This is a genomic window from Erwinia sp. CGal63 (assembly GCF_037026505.1).
GTDB lineage: Bacteria > Pseudomonadota > Gammaproteobacteria > Enterobacterales > Enterobacteriaceae > Erwinia.
Genome location: NZ_JAKUMN010000004.1, coordinates 1 through 13,541, shown reverse-complemented (window position 1 = coordinate 13,541; position 13,541 = coordinate 1). Strand labels below are relative to the sequence as shown.

The following is a 13,541-nucleotide window of genomic DNA, read 5'->3' as shown; positions in this document are numbered from 1 at the left end:
CTATTTTGTATACATGAAATGCGTTTCTGGCCTGGATCCTGCAATGCCTCTTTTGAATCGTGTGATTGTCAGTTAACTGTTGAGGAGCAGGTTTCATGCCAAAGAGTCTAAATGTTTCTCCGGCGTCGGCAGAGGAAGCTCGCGCCAGCTACAGCCCGCGGCTGTGCAATGAGGATCTGGCCCCAACGCGCGAGCAGAACTGGAGCTGGTACAATATCTTTTCTTTCTGGATGTCGGACGTGCACAGCATGGGCGGCTATGTGGTGGCAGCCAGCTTCTTTACGCTGGGACTGGCGAGCTGGCAGGTGCTGATTTGCCTGCTGGCGGGGATTTGTATCGTGCAGCTTTTCGCTAATCTGGTGGCGAAGCCCAGCCAGATGACCGGCGTCCCTTATGCGGTGGTGTGCCGTCAGGCTTTTGGCGTGTTCGGCGCCAATATTCCGGCGGTGATACGCGGCCTGATCGCTTTCGCCTGGTACGGGATCCAGACTTACCTGGCAGCTAACGCGCTGATGCTGGTTTCGCTGAAATTCTGGCCTTCGCTGGCGCCGATGACGCAGGTTTCCTGGCTTGGCCTGTCGCAGCTCGGTTGGATCTGCTTTGGCTTTATGTGGCTGGCGCAGGCGCTGGTGTTCTGGCACGGTATGAACGCGATTAAACGCTTTATCGATGTCGCCGGCCCGGCGGTTTATGTGGTAATGGTGGCGCTGGCGGGATGGATTGTATACAAGACGGGTTTTGACGGCATCTCTTTCACGCTGTCTGCCAAACAGCTAAGCGGCGGCCAGCAGCTGTGGCAGATGATTACCGCGACGGCGCTGGTGGTTTCCTATTTCTCCGGGCCGCTGCTTAACTTTGGCGATTTCGCCCGCTATGGCAAGAGCATGACAGCGATCCGTCGGGGCAACCGCTGGGGTCTGCCGTTTAATTTTCTGCTGTTTTCCGTGGTGACGGTGGTGATCGTTTCCGGTACGCAGTCGCTGTTTGGCCATATGATCACCGATCCTATTGAAACCGTCAGCCGCGTAGGCAGCGATCTGGCGGTAGCCGTTGGCCTGCTCACCATGATTACCGCCACTATCGGCATTAATATCGTCGCCAACTTTGTTTCGCCCGCTTTCGATTTTTCCAACTGTTCGCCGCAGAAAATAAGCTTTCGTACCGGCGGGATGATCGCCGCTGTCGGCTCGGTGCTGCTGACGCCGTGGAATCTTTTTCAGTCGCCTGAACTGATCCACTATACGCTGGACGTGCTCGGCGCCTTTATCGGCCCGCTGTTCGGTATTCTGCTGTGCGATTTCTATCTGATTAAGCGCGGAAAAATTTCAACCGACGATCTGTTTAACGCTACGCCACAGGGTAAATACTGGTATCGCGGCGGTTTCAATCCTAAGGCGATTGCCGCGCTGCTGCCGTCGGTGCTGATTGGGCTGGCGATCAGTTTTTCGCCTTCGCTGCATGAAGTGGCGAATTTTAGCTGGTTTATTGGCGTCGCCCTGGCGGCTGGCGGCTATCGCTGGATGGCGCGTGAAGAGTGCGCGGGTGCTGCGCAAAGCTATAGCCGTATGGCGGTGCAGAAGAGGTAAAAGGACGCGGTATAAGCACATTGCGTCCCCCGTCTTCTGTTATTAAGGCGTGTTGATGGCGGCCAGGAATTTTAACGAAGATAATTCTGTAAAGAACCTGCCAGCAAAAAAGGCCGGCTTCGCCTGGCGAAATCGGCCTGCTAATCAACAGCTACAGCATATGTTCAGTACGCGCGATAATATCATCCTGCGTGTCCGGCGAAAGCGCGGTAAAGAAAGCGGAATAGCCGGCGACCCGCACCACCAAATCGCGGTAAGCGTCAGGATTTTCTTTGGCGGCGCATAGCGTCTCGCGCGAGACGATATTGTACTGAATATGCCAGCCTTTATGCTCTTCAAAAAAGGTACGTAGCAGCAGCATCAGTTTTTGCCGATCGCCAGGGTTGTCCAGCGTAGCGGGATTCAGCTTCTGGTTCAGCAGTACGCCGCCCAGAATGGATTCCACAGGCAGCTTGCTGACGGAATTGATTACCGCTGTCGGCCCCAGGCGATCGGTTCCCGAAGACGGACTGGCGCCTTCCGCCAGCGGCGTTCCGGCTTTACGGCCATCCGGCGTCGTCATAGTTTGCGCGCCGAAAGGCACATTGGCGGAGATGGAAGAGGTGCCCGCATAGTAGCGACCGCCGATCGGGCCACGGCCATAGCGTGGATTAACATAGTTTTGCAGCTCATCAATATAGCTCTGATAAGCCTGCCTCAGCAGTTCATCCACATAGTCATCATCGTTACCATATTTTGGCGCGCCGTTCACCAGCCGCTGACGAAGCTGCTCGCCGCTCAGCCCTTCGAAATCTGTCGCCAGCGCTTCCGCGAGCGCCTGCTGGGCAACGGCGCCCTGTTCAAATACCAGTTTTTTTACCGCCGCCAGGCTGTTGCCCAGATTAGCGATGCCTACCTGCAAACCGGAAACCCAGTCATACTTAGCACCGCCCTGCTTGATGCTTTTCGCCCGCTCAATACAGTTATCCACCAGCGCCGAACAGAGAATATCGTGCGCGTTTTCTTCCAGCATCGTATCCACGACGTACTCAATTTCTATAGATTTGCGCGTGTAGTAACGTATCTGCCTGTCCCAGGCCGCCATGACCTCACTGAAATCCGCGAAACTGCCCGTGGAAAGGGCTTTCTCCTGCGGCAGAAACGTTTGGCCGCTGGTAGCGTCACGACCGCTTTCCAGTGACGCCAGCATCACGCGCGCAAAATTAATAAAGCTCATACCGGTGCAGCGATAGCCCCATTTACCGCCGACGGCGGTTTCGATACAGCCGATAGCGGCATACTGGTAAGCGTCCGCCGGCTCCACGCCCAGCCGGATAAATTCAGGAATGACGATCTCATCGTTATTAAAGGCGGGCATCCCAAAACCGCAGCGGATAACCTGCACGCAGGCGTCCAGAAAATCGTCGCTAATGCCCGCATGGTAGCGCACGCTCAGATTCGGCTGGGTTGAACGCAGTCGACCGCAGGATTCCAGGATGGCGTAAGAGAGTGGATTGACGGCATCCCGCGCCTGACCTGCAATCAGGTTCTGGCCGCCAATGGTGACATTCTGGTACAGCGGGCTGCCCGCAGAAGCTTTGGAGTGAGTGCCGGAACGAATTTTGTTGACCTCCAGCAGCTTCAGCCAGCAGCTTTGCAGTAGTTCAATCGCCTGTTCGCGGTCGATGCGCTGCTCCATTTCCACATCGCGACGGTACCAGGGATAGAGATATTGATCCATGCGACCAAAAGAAACAGAGTGCCCGTTGGATTCAATCTGCAAAAACAGCTGGATAAAGTAGCAAAGCTGCAGCGCCTGCCAGAAGGTTTCCGGCGGCCGATGGGCGATGATTTCGCAGTTTTCCGCCATGGTTAGCAATTCTTTCCGGCGTTCGGCCCTGCTTTCGCTTTCCGCCATCGTGCGGGCCAGCCCGGCATAACGGTGAATATGCTCGCTGATGGCCTGCAGCACGATGGCGATAGCTTTCAGGAACTGTTCGCCATGCAGATCATCCAGGCGCGTCAGATCGATCTCCGCCCGCCGCGCCGCTACTTTTTCCTGCAGACCATCCAGCCCTTTTTCCAACAATAGTGGAAAATTCACCGCCAGATGCGCATCGCCGGAAGTCATATTGCCTTCTGCTTTGATGATGCCGGTTGCCAGCAGCGCCTTTTGCTCATCGGTAAACATGCCGTAGCAGCGATCCTGTACGGTTTGGCCGCGCCACCACGGACAGATTTCGTGCAGCACGCGTTTATCCTCTTCCGTAACGGTAAAGCCTGCGCCCGGACGATCCGCCAGATCGTCGATCTCTTTTTCGATCCACGAAACGGTATATTCAGGAAAAATCGGCGCGGCTCGCACTTTGCTTGCCTGATTGCCGACAATCAGCTCATCGTGCTGGATCCAGAGAGTACGCTCCGCCAGATGATGCGCCAGCGCCAGCGCGCGGCAAACCGGCACCGGTTTGTCCTGATGCCGTTGATAAATTTCGCTGTAGTGCCGCGCCCGCTCGGTACAGATGGGCGGTTTGGTGATATGGATTAACGCTTCTTTATGGTCGCGGATACGGTTGCTCAGGGTATCAAGATTAAGTACGGTCATCGCTTTATCCTCTTAATAAAGGCTTCAGGCCTCGCCGCTCTGCGTAGGCTTGCGCGAAATCGAGCGTTTTCGGGCAGGTCAGCGGGTTATCCGGCGCCAGATAAGGTTGGTCGAGTAAGGCGTATTTGTTTCTGCCGAGTGTGTGATAAGGAAGAAAATGGATATCGCTGACCTGCAGTTCGTCAGCGACAAAATCGACGATTTGCTGAAGGGCTTGCCGATCGGTATTAAAACCCGGGATTAACGGCACACGAATAGTCATTGGCTTGCCTGCCGCCGCCACTTTACGCAGGTTAGCCAGCACGCGCTTTGCCGAGCCTTTAGTCCATGCCTGAAATTTCGTTTCGTCGGTATGCTTCAGGTCGGCCAGGAAGAGATCGATATCAGGAAGGCTGGGCATTATTGAGCGCCACGGCACGTGCAGACAGGTTTCCACAGCGGTATGAATATTTTCCTGATGGCAGGCGCGCAGCAGCGCTTCCGCCAGCGCGGGCTGCATAAAAGGTTCGCCTCCCGATAATGTCATGCCGCCAGCGCTACGCTGATAGAAAGGTTTATCACGCCTTACTACCGCCATAATCTCTTCCGCGCTTTTCTCCTCTCCGCACACTGTTAGCGCCTGCGTCGGGCAGCAGTTTTCCAGCGCCGTTAAATCCTGCGGCTGCAGCTTTACGCGACAAATTGTCAGCTGTTCAGGCTGTCGGACAATAGCCTGCGGAGCGGCCTGCTGACAGAGCTGACAGCCCGGTAAGCAAAACCGCGCGTCAAATAACAGTTCCCGATGTCGTGAATAGCTCTCGGGATTCTGGCACCAGCGGCACCTTAGCGAGCAGCCTTTTAAAAAGACTACGGTGCGAATGCCTGGCCCATCATGCGTGGAGTAACGCTGGATATTAAAGATCATCATCTGGCCCCTGCAACTTACGTACGAAGATTAAATAGGTTTCGAAAGAAAGTAACATTGACCCTGAGCAATAAAAAAAACCGCAGGCGGGATAAGATTCGTAAACCTGGCTTCAGCTCACAAATGACTTAAGGGACTGGTATGGAACTCTATCTTGATACATCTGACGTGAATGCGGTGAAACGTTTAGCTCGCGTGCTGCCGCTGGCAGGCGTCACAACGAACCCGTCTATTGTGGCGGGCGGCAAAAAGCCGCTGACGACGCTACTGCCTGAGCTGCAGGAAGCGCTGGGCGGTCAGGGCAAGCTGTTTGCGCAGGTGATTGCCTCCCGGGCGGAAGAAATGGCGCAGGAAGCATTGCAACTACGCGCAATCGTGCCGAATTTAGTGGTGAAAATTCCCGTGACGGCTGAGGGCCTGAGCGCGCTTAAATGGCTAAAGCAGGAAGGCGTGCCGACGCTGGGCACAGCGGTTTATGGCGCGGCGCAGGGCTTGTTTTCAGCGCTGGCTGGCGCGGAATACGTTGCGCCTTACGTTAATCGAATTGACGCTCAGGGCGGCAGCGGGATCCAGACGGTAAAAGATCTTCAGCAGCTGCTGACGCTGCATGCGCCTTCGTCCATGGTGCTGGCCGCCAGCTTTAAAACGCCGCGCCAGGCGCTGGATTGTATGCTGGCCGGCTGCGGCGCTATTACTTTACCGCTGGACGTCGCCGGGCAGATCTTTTCTTCCCCAGCGGTGGCCGCCGCCGTAGAGCAGTTCGAGCAGCAGTGGCTTGATGCTTTTGGTAAAGCTTCATTAACTCTGGGATAAAAGGCGAGCAAGAGACTGCTTGCACAGTTCTGAAACGACGAAAGCCTGATGCATTTCTGCATCAGGCTTTTCGAATACTTGGCGGAACGGACGGGGCTCGAACCCGCGACCCCCTGCGTGACAGGCAGGTATTCTAACCAACTGAACTACCGCTCCGCGCTTTGTTCCCCGTCGGGAACGGGGCGAATATTACGGTGCGCGCCGCATGGCGTCAATGCTTTTTCTGCGGCTTTCCGATCGACTGGCTGTTTTTTCAGCTGGTGCGGCTTTTCAGCCCTTTCAGGCGCGCCACAGGCAGCTTCCGCCCTTCTTCATTACCAGGTCGAGGCGCGCTTCGTGCGCGGCAATCTCGTCCTCGGTCGCCGCCAGCACGCACAGGCCGGAAGCCGGACGCGTAACGCGGTAAATAGCCTCGTCATTGCTCTGCTCCTGCCTGTCGCCTTCCATGGAGAACTTCAGCGACGTCTGGCCGCCGGTCATAGCCAGGAATACTTCAGCCAGAATTTCGGAGTCAAGCAGCGCGCCGTGCAGCGTTCGCTTGCTGTTGTCTATTTCGTAACGCGAGCAGAGCGCATCAAGGCTGTTGCGCTTGCCGGGAAACAGCTTGCGCGCCATCGCCAGGCTGTCGGTGATCTGACAGAAGGTTTCCGTTTTGGGAAGATTGCGGCCCAGCATGCCGAATTCATAGTCCATAAAGCCGATATCGAACGAGGCGTTATGGATCACCAGCTCGGCGCCTTTTATATAGTCGATGAAATCATCGGCGATTTCGGCAAAGGTCGGCTTGTCGGCCAGAAACTCGTCGGCGATACCGTGAACGCCGAAAGCCTCCGGATCGACCAGGCGGTCGGGCTTGAGGTAAACATGAAAGTTATTGCCGGTGAGACGACGGTTTACCACCTCAACGGCACCGATTTCAATGATGCGATGCCCTTCATAATGCACCCCGATCATATTCATACCGGTGGTTTCAGTATCCAGGACAATCTGGCGCGTTGTATTTACTGTGCTCATAGGACCCGTTTATGTCAGACTTGGCGTTTTTCCACAGGGAGTCTACCAGAGATGCCTAAACAGGTAGAAATTTTCACCGATGGTTCTTGTCTTGGCAATCCCGGCCCAGGCGGATACGGTGCTATTTTGCGCTACGGCCAGCATGAGAAAACGTTCAGCGCCGGCTATCAGTTGACCACCAATAATCGCATGGAGCTGATGGCGGCTATCGTCGCGTTGGAAGCGCTGACCCAGCCATGCGAAGTGGTGCTGAGCACAGACAGCCAGTACGTGCGCCAGGGTATTACCAGCTGGATCCATAACTGGAAAAAACGCGGCTGGAAAACGGCGGATAAAAAGCCGGTAAAAAACGTCGATTTATGGAAGCGGCTGGATACGGCACTGGGCCAGCATCAGATAAAATGGGAATGGGTTAAAGGCCACGCGGGCCATCCGGAGAATGAACGCTGCGACGAGCTGGCGCGTGCCGCCGCAGGCAGTCCAGCCTTTGAAGATATTGGCTATCAGTCGGAATCCTGATGGCGCTGGCGCATACGGCTGGTAGCGCCAACGGCTGGCGCCAGCCTTCTTTTCGCGGCCGCCTTTTTGGCCGGATTCATAATTAACGGAAAGGTGCGTTTGCGCGCCACGATAATACTCAGGCAGCCCAGCGCCGGAAGATGCGTGCTGATGACTTTGCCGCCCTGCCGGTTCCAGGGTAATACCTGAAAGCGTGTGCGCTGTACCACCTCATAGTTCAACAGGCTAAGCCAGTCTATTAGCCTCGTCTGCGTAAACATGCGGCTGTTCCACGGCACCTGCCGACGCAGGCCAGGGATCAATTTTCCCATACCCAATACGCTGAAGAGATTAAAGCCGCTGATAATCATCCAGCCGTCATCGATCAACACGCGATCGACCTCACGCAGGATACGATGCGGATCGCTGCTCCAGGCAAGCGTGTGCGCCAGCAGGCAGGCGTCGATCGATTTGGATTCAAAAGGCAGGCTGCCGGACTCGGCGATAACCTGTAGATTTTCACCGCTTAATCCCACGTTAACCTGATGCGAGATAGCGCAGCTTTCAGTATCGATTTGCGCGCTTAGCTGGCCAATTTTCAACAGATGGAAACCATACAGCCTGTCGAGGCAGGGTTGCAGATGCTGATTAAGCGCGTCACGATAATAGTCTCCCCAGGGCATCTCATCCCAGGAGTGCGGCACGTGACGAATTTGGCGTGTTTTAGCGGGCTTCATGCTTTACCATCTTCTTTCCATTGCGGCCAGGTCAGCGAGGCGATAATGAATCTTACCAGCATTCCGGCTTTTCAGGATAACTACATCTGGACATTAAATAACGAACAGGGCGACTGCCTGATCGTCGATCCGGGCGAAGCGGCGCCAGTGTTGGCGACACTGCAAAAAAACCAGTGGCGGCCGGCAGCGATTCTGCTTACCCACCACCATCAGGATCACGTCGGCGGCGTAAAAGAACTGCTGCGAAAGTATCCCGATCTGATAGTTTACGGGCCTGAGGAAACAAGGGATAAGGGCGCAGGCCGGATTGTTCGTGAAGGCGATAAAATCGCTATTTTGGGACTTGAATTTAGCGTAATCGCTACACCGGGTCACACTTTAGGACATATCTCATACTACAGCCGACCTTACCTTTTCTGTGGCGATACGCTGTTCTCGGGCGGGTGCGGTCGTCTCTTTGAAGGCACGCCTGAACAGATGTTTAATTCTTTTCAAAAGCTTAATCAGTTACCCGGTGAAACGCTGGTGTGCTGCGCGCACGAATATACGTTATCAAACATGAAGTTTGCCGTTTCGCTGCTGCCTGAGGATGCGAAAATAGCAGGCTATTACCGCGAAATTAAGGAGTTACGGGCAAAAAATGCAGTTTCCTTGCCCGTAACGCTCGCTTTCGAGCGGCAAATAAATGTTTTTCTGCGTACGCAAGATCATGAATTACAAAAAGTAATTGGATTTGAAACACCTCCGCAACATGAATGGAATGTTTTTGCAACTCTACGCGAGAAGAAAGACCATTTTTGATTTTTCGGGTTGTGTTGAGCAGCCCGAGCACGTATAGTTGCTCGTCTTTTAAGCGAACAATGACACACACATGAAGGCTAAAGCGATATTACTCGCCTCGGTCCTGCTGGTGGGGTGCCAGGCGTCAAAGCATGACGCACCTGAACAGCATGCACAGAGTTTGTCTTCAGCGCAGAGCAGTCAAAACGCAGATCGGTTGTTATCACCACGCTGGCAGGACGATGGAACCAGCCTGGCGAAAGATCAGGATCTATGGAGTTTTGTCAGCGATGAGCTGAAGATGAAGGTTCCGGAAAACCCCCGGATACGCGAACAAAAACAAAAGTATTTAAGAAACAAGAGCTATCTCCACGATGTAACGTTACGGGCTGAGCCGTATATGTACTGGATAGTCGAGCAGATTAAGCAACGTAAGATGCCGATGGAACTGGTACTATTACCCATAGTGGAGAGCGCTTTTGATCCTCATGCGACCTCTTCTGCCAATGCCGCCGGCATCTGGCAGATAGTGCCGCAAACGGGACGTAACTACGGGCTCAAACAGAACCAGTGGTATGACGGTCGTCGCGATATTGTCGCTTCCACCAAAGTCGCCCTGGATATGATGCAGCGCCTGAACAATATGTTTGATGGCGACTGGCTGCTGACCGTAGCCGCCTACAACAGTGGCGAAGGCCGCGTGCTGAAGGCGATCAAGAGCAATAAGGCTCGCGGTAAGCCGACCGATTTCTGGTCGCTGTCGCTGCCGCGCGAAACCACGGTGTACGTGCCGAAAATGCTGGCGTTGAGCGAGCTGCTGAAAAACAACAAGCGTTACGGTATTCGTCTTCCTGAACCTAACGAAACCCGCGCGCTGGCGCGTGTCGAAGTGGGTCAGCAGATTGAACTGACGCAGGCGGCGGAAATGGCCGGCATGTCGCTCAGCAAGCTGAAGAGCTTTAATACAGGCTATAAGCGCGGCAAGACCGCCCCTAACGGCCCGCACTACATTATGGTGCCGAAGTCGAACGTGGCGAAACTGCGCAACTCCCTGGCAACAGGCGATATTGCGGCAGTACAGCCGACGGCGCTGGCCAGTAACAGTACCTATAAGGTGCGCAACGGCGATACGCTGTCAGGCATTGCGAAACGCCTGAACGTATCGGTTAAAACGCTTCAGCAGGCCAATAACCTGCGCGGTGGAATAATCAAACCGGGACAGACGCTCAGCCTGGGCGGCAGCGAAAGCGCAACCAGACTGGCCGATAATGGCAACAGCATCACCTATAAAGTTCGTAAAGGTGATTCTCTGGCCAGCATCGCAAAACGTCACGGCGTAGGGATGAAAGATCTGCTGCGCTGGAACAGCGGCGGTCTGGATAATATCCAGCCTGGCGACAAGCTAACGCTGTTTGTCAGCAACACCACCACGCCTGACAGCTAAAGGTGCCGCGTATAAAAACCAGTCTTCGGACTGGTTTTTTTATATCCGTCGTTTCCCGCCCCTCTCTGCTGTGCTTTACTGCCTGCTCCTGTGACAGAGCAGAGATCGCCATGACTGACGAATTAGTTGCGCTACTAAACCAGCATCGCCTGATTGAACTAAGCCACGATTACAAGGAAGGTATGCCGGTCTGGCCAGGTGATGGCCGTTTTTTTCTGAGCAGCGCGGAAACCTTTGCTGCAGGCGATGGTAATTATAACTGTCAGCTTAGCTTGGGCGACCATTGCGGCACCCATATAGACGCGCCGGCGCATTTTATACCGCAAGGAAAAAGCATTGATAGCGTTAACGTGCGTCGGCTAACCGGACGCGGCCGCTGCCTGGATATGTCTCACCTGCCGCAAAACGGTTTAATCACCTTTGGCATGATTGAGGATTGGGAAGAGAGTCACGGTGAGATCGTCGCGCAGGACATCGTTTTGTTTCGTACCGGCTACGATAAAAAATGGCGCTGCCGTCCCGATCATGCTGAGTTTATGTGCGGCTGGCCGGGACTTTCCGCTGAAGCCGCGCACTACTTGCTGGAAAAGGGAGTAAGCGTTTTCGGCACGGACGCTATGTCTCTGGATTGTGCTGACAGCAAAGAATATCCGGCCCATCAGGCGGTACTGAGCGCGGACGGTATGATTATCGAAAGCCTGGCCAGACTCTATAGCCTGCCGTCGGCTTTTACCTTTATCGCCCTGCCGTTGCGTATTAAAGGCGCTTCCGCTTCGCCTGTGCGGGCCGTGGCTTTAGTTAAGCGGACGGCTTAAGGAGTAAACTCTACCAGCAGTGGGTTGTGATCGGAGGCACGCGTCACCAGTACGGAGGCTTCCGCCACGTCCATATCGCGGTAAAAAACAAAATCCAGCGGTCTGCCAAATGCTTTACGGCGATGATCGTCGGTAAAATTGACCTCGTGCAGCCCCATATTATGGGCAAAGGAGTACAGCGCATTAATGCGCTGACGGCTCCAGGCATTGAAGTCGCCAGCCATGATCACCGGCCCTTTATGGTGAATAATTTGCTCGCCGATAGGGCCAAGCTGCTTGCTGTAAACGTCGATCCCCAGACTGAAGTTCACGGCATGGATATTGACCACCATCAGCATCTTACCGTCCGGCAGCGGATAGGCGGTAACCAGGGCAGATTTAGCCAGTCGCAGCAGCGGCTCACGCTCCCTTAGCGGATAGCAGTAAACCGGATGCGCAGCAGCCAGCGTCATCACGCCCGAAGGGTGCTGGGGCAGCACGAAAGCCGGCACCTGATCCGCCGCCAGATAATTACTGGTGGCAAAGCGTATCAGCTCCGGTGTAGTTTGCGCTTCCTGCAGCAGTACCAATTGCGCGTCTTTACCGAAATCCTGCAGTACCGACAGCCACTCTGCACGCTGCTGCTTAAAAATGTTCCAGACCAGAACGCGCAGCGTTGAATGAGTCGTTAGCGGCGCGCCGGGCGGTAACGCTTTGCCCATATGCAGCATCGCGCCCGGCGGAAAAATACGTTCCGCTGGCTGTCCTGCAACATACCTCATGGCATAAGTTTTTTTCCGCACGTTAGCGTCTGACCTCTGCATGTTGACTTATCATCTCTACCTTCAGTTATAGGGGCTTTATGGCCGGGTTTCAATCAGAGGCGCCTGATAAGTACCCGTTGAAAGTAAGCAGGTACAAACCCAGCCTATAACTGTAGTCGATTTACCGCCGGCGTCCCGCTGCAGCGCTTCATTCTGTAACCGGTAGCCGTGGGCAGATGGCATCCCCGTTTCCCCCATGTTTTAATGGCCGGCAGCACATCAGCAAACTTATTTCGTTCGGGAAGCGTTTATGAAAGCAAACTCAGAGGAGCTGGCGATTTTTGTCGCCGTAGTGGAAAGCGGTAGCTTCAGCAAAGCCGCCGAACGGCTAAAGATGGCTAATTCCGCGGTCAGCCGTGCGGTGAAGAGACTGGAAACGCGGCTGGAGGTAGAACTATTAACCCGTACGACACGGCAAATTAAACTCACAGAGGAAGGCGAAATTTATTTTAAACGAGTGCAGACGATCCTTCAGGAGATGTTAGCGGCTGAAAATGAACTAACAGAGCGTAAAAGGCTGCCGCAGGGCTCGTTGCGTATTGATGCCGCCACGCCGGTTGTACTGCATTTGCTGATGCCGATGATAAAACCTTTTCGTGAGCGCTTTCCTGAAGTGGCGATCTCGCTGGTTTCCTCTGAAACCTATATCAATCTGATTGAAAGAAAAGTGGACGTGGCGATCCGCGCCGGTACTCTTACCGACTCCAGCCTGCGCGCTCGCCTGTTGTTTAACAGCCGCCGTAAGATAGTCGCCAGCCCTGAATGGCTGCAACAGCATGGTACGCCGCAATCTGTAGAAGAGCTGTCACAGCACGCCTGCCTGGGCTTTGTCGAGCCGCTGAGTTTAAATCGCTGGCCTGTCGCTAACGCTGACGGTCAGCTTTATGATATTACCCCTGCCAGCACTTCAAACAGCGGCGAAACGCTCAGACAGCTATGCCTGACCGGAAATGGCATCGCCTGCCTGTCGGATTTTATGATCAATAGAGATCTTAGCGAAGGTACGCTGGTGGAAGTCATGGCGGATAAAGTCTTGCCGGTAGATATGCCTTTCAACGCCGTATATTACGGCGACCGCGCGGTTAACTCGCGCATAAGATCTTTTATCGACTTTGTTAGCGAATGGCTCAGACACAATCCTGTATGAACGGATTGAGGGTGATATCACTTTTCACGAAAACAGGATGAGGGAAAAGGCTGACCAGATAAAGCTACAGGCAAAAAAAAAAGCCCTGAGCAATTGCTCAGGGCCTTATATTAAGTGGCGGAACGGACGGGGCTCGAACCCGCGACCCCCTGCGTGACAGGCAGGTATTCTAACCAACTGAACTACCGCTCCACCGATTCTGTACTGAACTCAGAATGTCGCTTCTGATATCAGGTGTTTCACCCTTTCCGCGTCACCGGAAGGTCTGAGCGCAAATGGTTAACTCACATTTACTGCTCTAATTGATGCCTGGCAGTTCCCTACTCTCGCATGGGGAGACCCCACACTACCATCGGCGCTACGGCGTTTCACTTCTGAGTTCGGCATGGGGTCAGGTGGGACCACCGCGCTACGGC

At 54.4% G+C, this 13,541-nt stretch carries 12 protein-coding genes, 2 tRNA genes and 1 rRNA gene; 7 read left to right on the top strand and 8 right to left on the bottom strand.

Annotated features, from left to right (window positions below; all coding sequences use genetic code 11):
- Positions 1–95: 95 nt before the first annotated feature.
- The gene (locus MKZ79_RS13515; RefSeq protein ID WP_336142891.1) at positions 96–1,586 is read left to right on the top strand and encodes an NCS1 family nucleobase:cation symporter-1; all 1,491 of its coding nucleotides are present in this window, start codon (positions 96–98) and stop codon (positions 1,584–1,586) included.
- Positions 1,587–1,737: 151 nt separating this feature from the next.
- On the opposite strand, the gene MKZ79_RS13510 is transcribed toward MKZ79_RS13515, so the two are convergent.
- Positions 1,738–4,170: a formate C-acetyltransferase/glycerol dehydratase family glycyl radical enzyme gene (locus MKZ79_RS13510; protein ID WP_336142890.1), complete on the bottom strand. Its 2,433-nt coding sequence runs from the start codon at positions 4,168–4,170 to the stop codon at positions 1,738–1,740.
- Between the two features lie 4 nt (positions 4,171–4,174).
- Complete coding sequence (locus tag MKZ79_RS13505) at positions 4,175–5,074, bottom strand: glycyl-radical enzyme activating protein (protein ID WP_336143366.1); 900 nt, start codon at positions 5,072–5,074, stop codon at positions 4,175–4,177.
- Positions 5,075–5,215: 141 nt separating this feature from the next.
- On the opposite strand from MKZ79_RS13505, the gene fsa reads away from it, so the two are divergent.
- The gene (gene fsa, locus MKZ79_RS13500; RefSeq protein ID WP_336142889.1) at positions 5,216–5,887 is read left to right on the top strand and encodes a fructose-6-phosphate aldolase; all 672 of its coding nucleotides are present in this window, start codon (positions 5,216–5,218) and stop codon (positions 5,885–5,887) included.
- A 79-nt stretch (positions 5,888–5,966) separates the two neighbouring features.
- Here fsa and MKZ79_RS13495 read toward each other — a convergent pair.
- Positions 5,967–6,043 (bottom strand) — tRNA-Asp (locus MKZ79_RS13495).
- Between the two features lie 123 nt (positions 6,044–6,166).
- On the bottom strand, positions 6,167–6,901 hold the full coding sequence (gene dnaQ / locus MKZ79_RS13490) for a DNA polymerase III subunit epsilon (protein ID WP_336142888.1): 735 nt from the start codon (positions 6,899–6,901) through the stop codon (positions 6,167–6,169).
- A gap of 51 nt (positions 6,902–6,952) precedes the next feature.
- Between dnaQ and rnhA the strand changes: the two genes are divergently transcribed.
- Positions 6,953–7,420, top strand: coding sequence for a ribonuclease HI (gene rnhA / locus MKZ79_RS13485; protein WP_336142887.1), 468 nt, complete (start codon positions 6,953–6,955; stop codon positions 7,418–7,420).
- On the opposite strand, the gene MKZ79_RS13480 is transcribed toward rnhA, so the two are convergent.
- A complete protein-coding gene (locus tag MKZ79_RS13480; RefSeq protein WP_336142886.1) occupies positions 7,405–8,136 on the bottom strand; it encodes a methyltransferase domain-containing protein in 732 nt (243 codons plus the stop codon). The genes rnhA and MKZ79_RS13480 overlap by 16 nt on opposite strands.
- Before the next feature lie 45 nt (positions 8,137–8,181).
- On the opposite strand from MKZ79_RS13480, the gene gloB reads away from it, so the two are divergent.
- The 3 genes from gloB (at position 8,182) to MKZ79_RS13465 (ending at position 11,175) form a co-directional block, all read left to right on the top strand.
- The gene (gene gloB / locus MKZ79_RS13475) at positions 8,182–8,937 is read left to right on the top strand and encodes a hydroxyacylglutathione hydrolase (protein ID WP_336142885.1); all 756 of its coding nucleotides are present in this window, start codon (positions 8,182–8,184) and stop codon (positions 8,935–8,937) included.
- A gap of 70 nt (positions 8,938–9,007) precedes the next feature.
- Complete coding sequence (gene mltD / locus MKZ79_RS13470; RefSeq protein WP_336142884.1) at positions 9,008–10,360, top strand: murein transglycosylase D; 1,353 nt, start codon at positions 9,008–9,010, stop codon at positions 10,358–10,360.
- Positions 10,361–10,470: 110 nt separating this feature from the next.
- A complete protein-coding gene (locus MKZ79_RS13465; protein ID WP_336142883.1) occupies positions 10,471–11,175 on the top strand; it encodes a cyclase family protein in 705 nt (234 codons plus the stop codon).
- Here MKZ79_RS13465 and MKZ79_RS13460 read toward each other — a convergent pair.
- Entirely contained in the window at positions 11,172–11,957 is a 786-nt protein-coding gene (locus tag MKZ79_RS13460; RefSeq protein WP_336142882.1) for an endonuclease/exonuclease/phosphatase family protein, read from the bottom strand. The genes MKZ79_RS13465 and MKZ79_RS13460 overlap by 4 nt on opposite strands.
- A gap of 271 nt (positions 11,958–12,228) precedes the next feature.
- Between MKZ79_RS13460 and yafC the strand changes: the two genes are divergently transcribed.
- Positions 12,229–13,125: a DNA-binding transcriptional regulator YafC gene (gene yafC / locus MKZ79_RS13455; protein WP_336142881.1), complete on the top strand. Its 897-nt coding sequence runs from the start codon at positions 12,229–12,231 to the stop codon at positions 13,123–13,125.
- 115 nt (positions 13,126–13,240) lie between these two features.
- Here yafC and MKZ79_RS13450 read toward each other — a convergent pair.
- Positions 13,241–13,317: transfer RNA gene (locus MKZ79_RS13450), tRNA-Asp, on the bottom strand.
- 115 nt (positions 13,318–13,432) lie between these two features.
- Positions 13,433–13,541, bottom strand: a 5S ribosomal RNA gene (gene rrf, locus MKZ79_RS13445); the annotation flags it as partial.

Excerpts from the sequence above, each read along its gene's own strand:
- MKZ79_RS13510 (WP_336142890.1), bottom strand. The coding sequence starts at position 4,170 with ATGACCGTACTTAATCTTGATACCCTGAGCAACCGTATCCGCGACCAT.
- MKZ79_RS13505 (WP_336143366.1), bottom strand. The coding sequence starts at position 5,074 with ATGATCTTTAATATCCAGCGTTACTCCACGCATGATGGGCCAGGCATT.
- gloB (WP_336142885.1), top strand. The coding sequence starts at position 8,182 with ATGAATCTTACCAGCATTCCGGCTTTTCAGGATAACTACATCTGGACA.
- dnaQ (WP_336142888.1), bottom strand. The coding sequence starts at position 6,901 with ATGAGCACAGTAAATACAACGCGCCAGATTGTCCTGGATACTGAAACC.
- fsa (WP_336142889.1), top strand. The coding sequence starts at position 5,216 with ATGGAACTCTATCTTGATACATCTGACGTGAATGCGGTGAAACGTTTA.
- MKZ79_RS13515 (WP_336142891.1), top strand. The coding sequence starts at position 96 with ATGCCAAAGAGTCTAAATGTTTCTCCGGCGTCGGCAGAGGAAGCTCGC.
- rnhA (WP_336142887.1), top strand. The coding sequence starts at position 6,953 with ATGCCTAAACAGGTAGAAATTTTCACCGATGGTTCTTGTCTTGGCAAT.
- yafC (WP_336142881.1), top strand. The coding sequence starts at position 12,229 with ATGAAAGCAAACTCAGAGGAGCTGGCGATTTTTGTCGCCGTAGTGGAA.
- MKZ79_RS13465 (WP_336142883.1), top strand. The coding sequence starts at position 10,471 with ATGACTGACGAATTAGTTGCGCTACTAAACCAGCATCGCCTGATTGAA.
- mltD (WP_336142884.1), top strand. The coding sequence starts at position 9,008 with ATGAAGGCTAAAGCGATATTACTCGCCTCGGTCCTGCTGGTGGGGTGC.
- MKZ79_RS13480 (WP_336142886.1), bottom strand. The coding sequence starts at position 8,136 with ATGAAGCCCGCTAAAACACGCCAAATTCGTCACGTGCCGCACTCCTGG.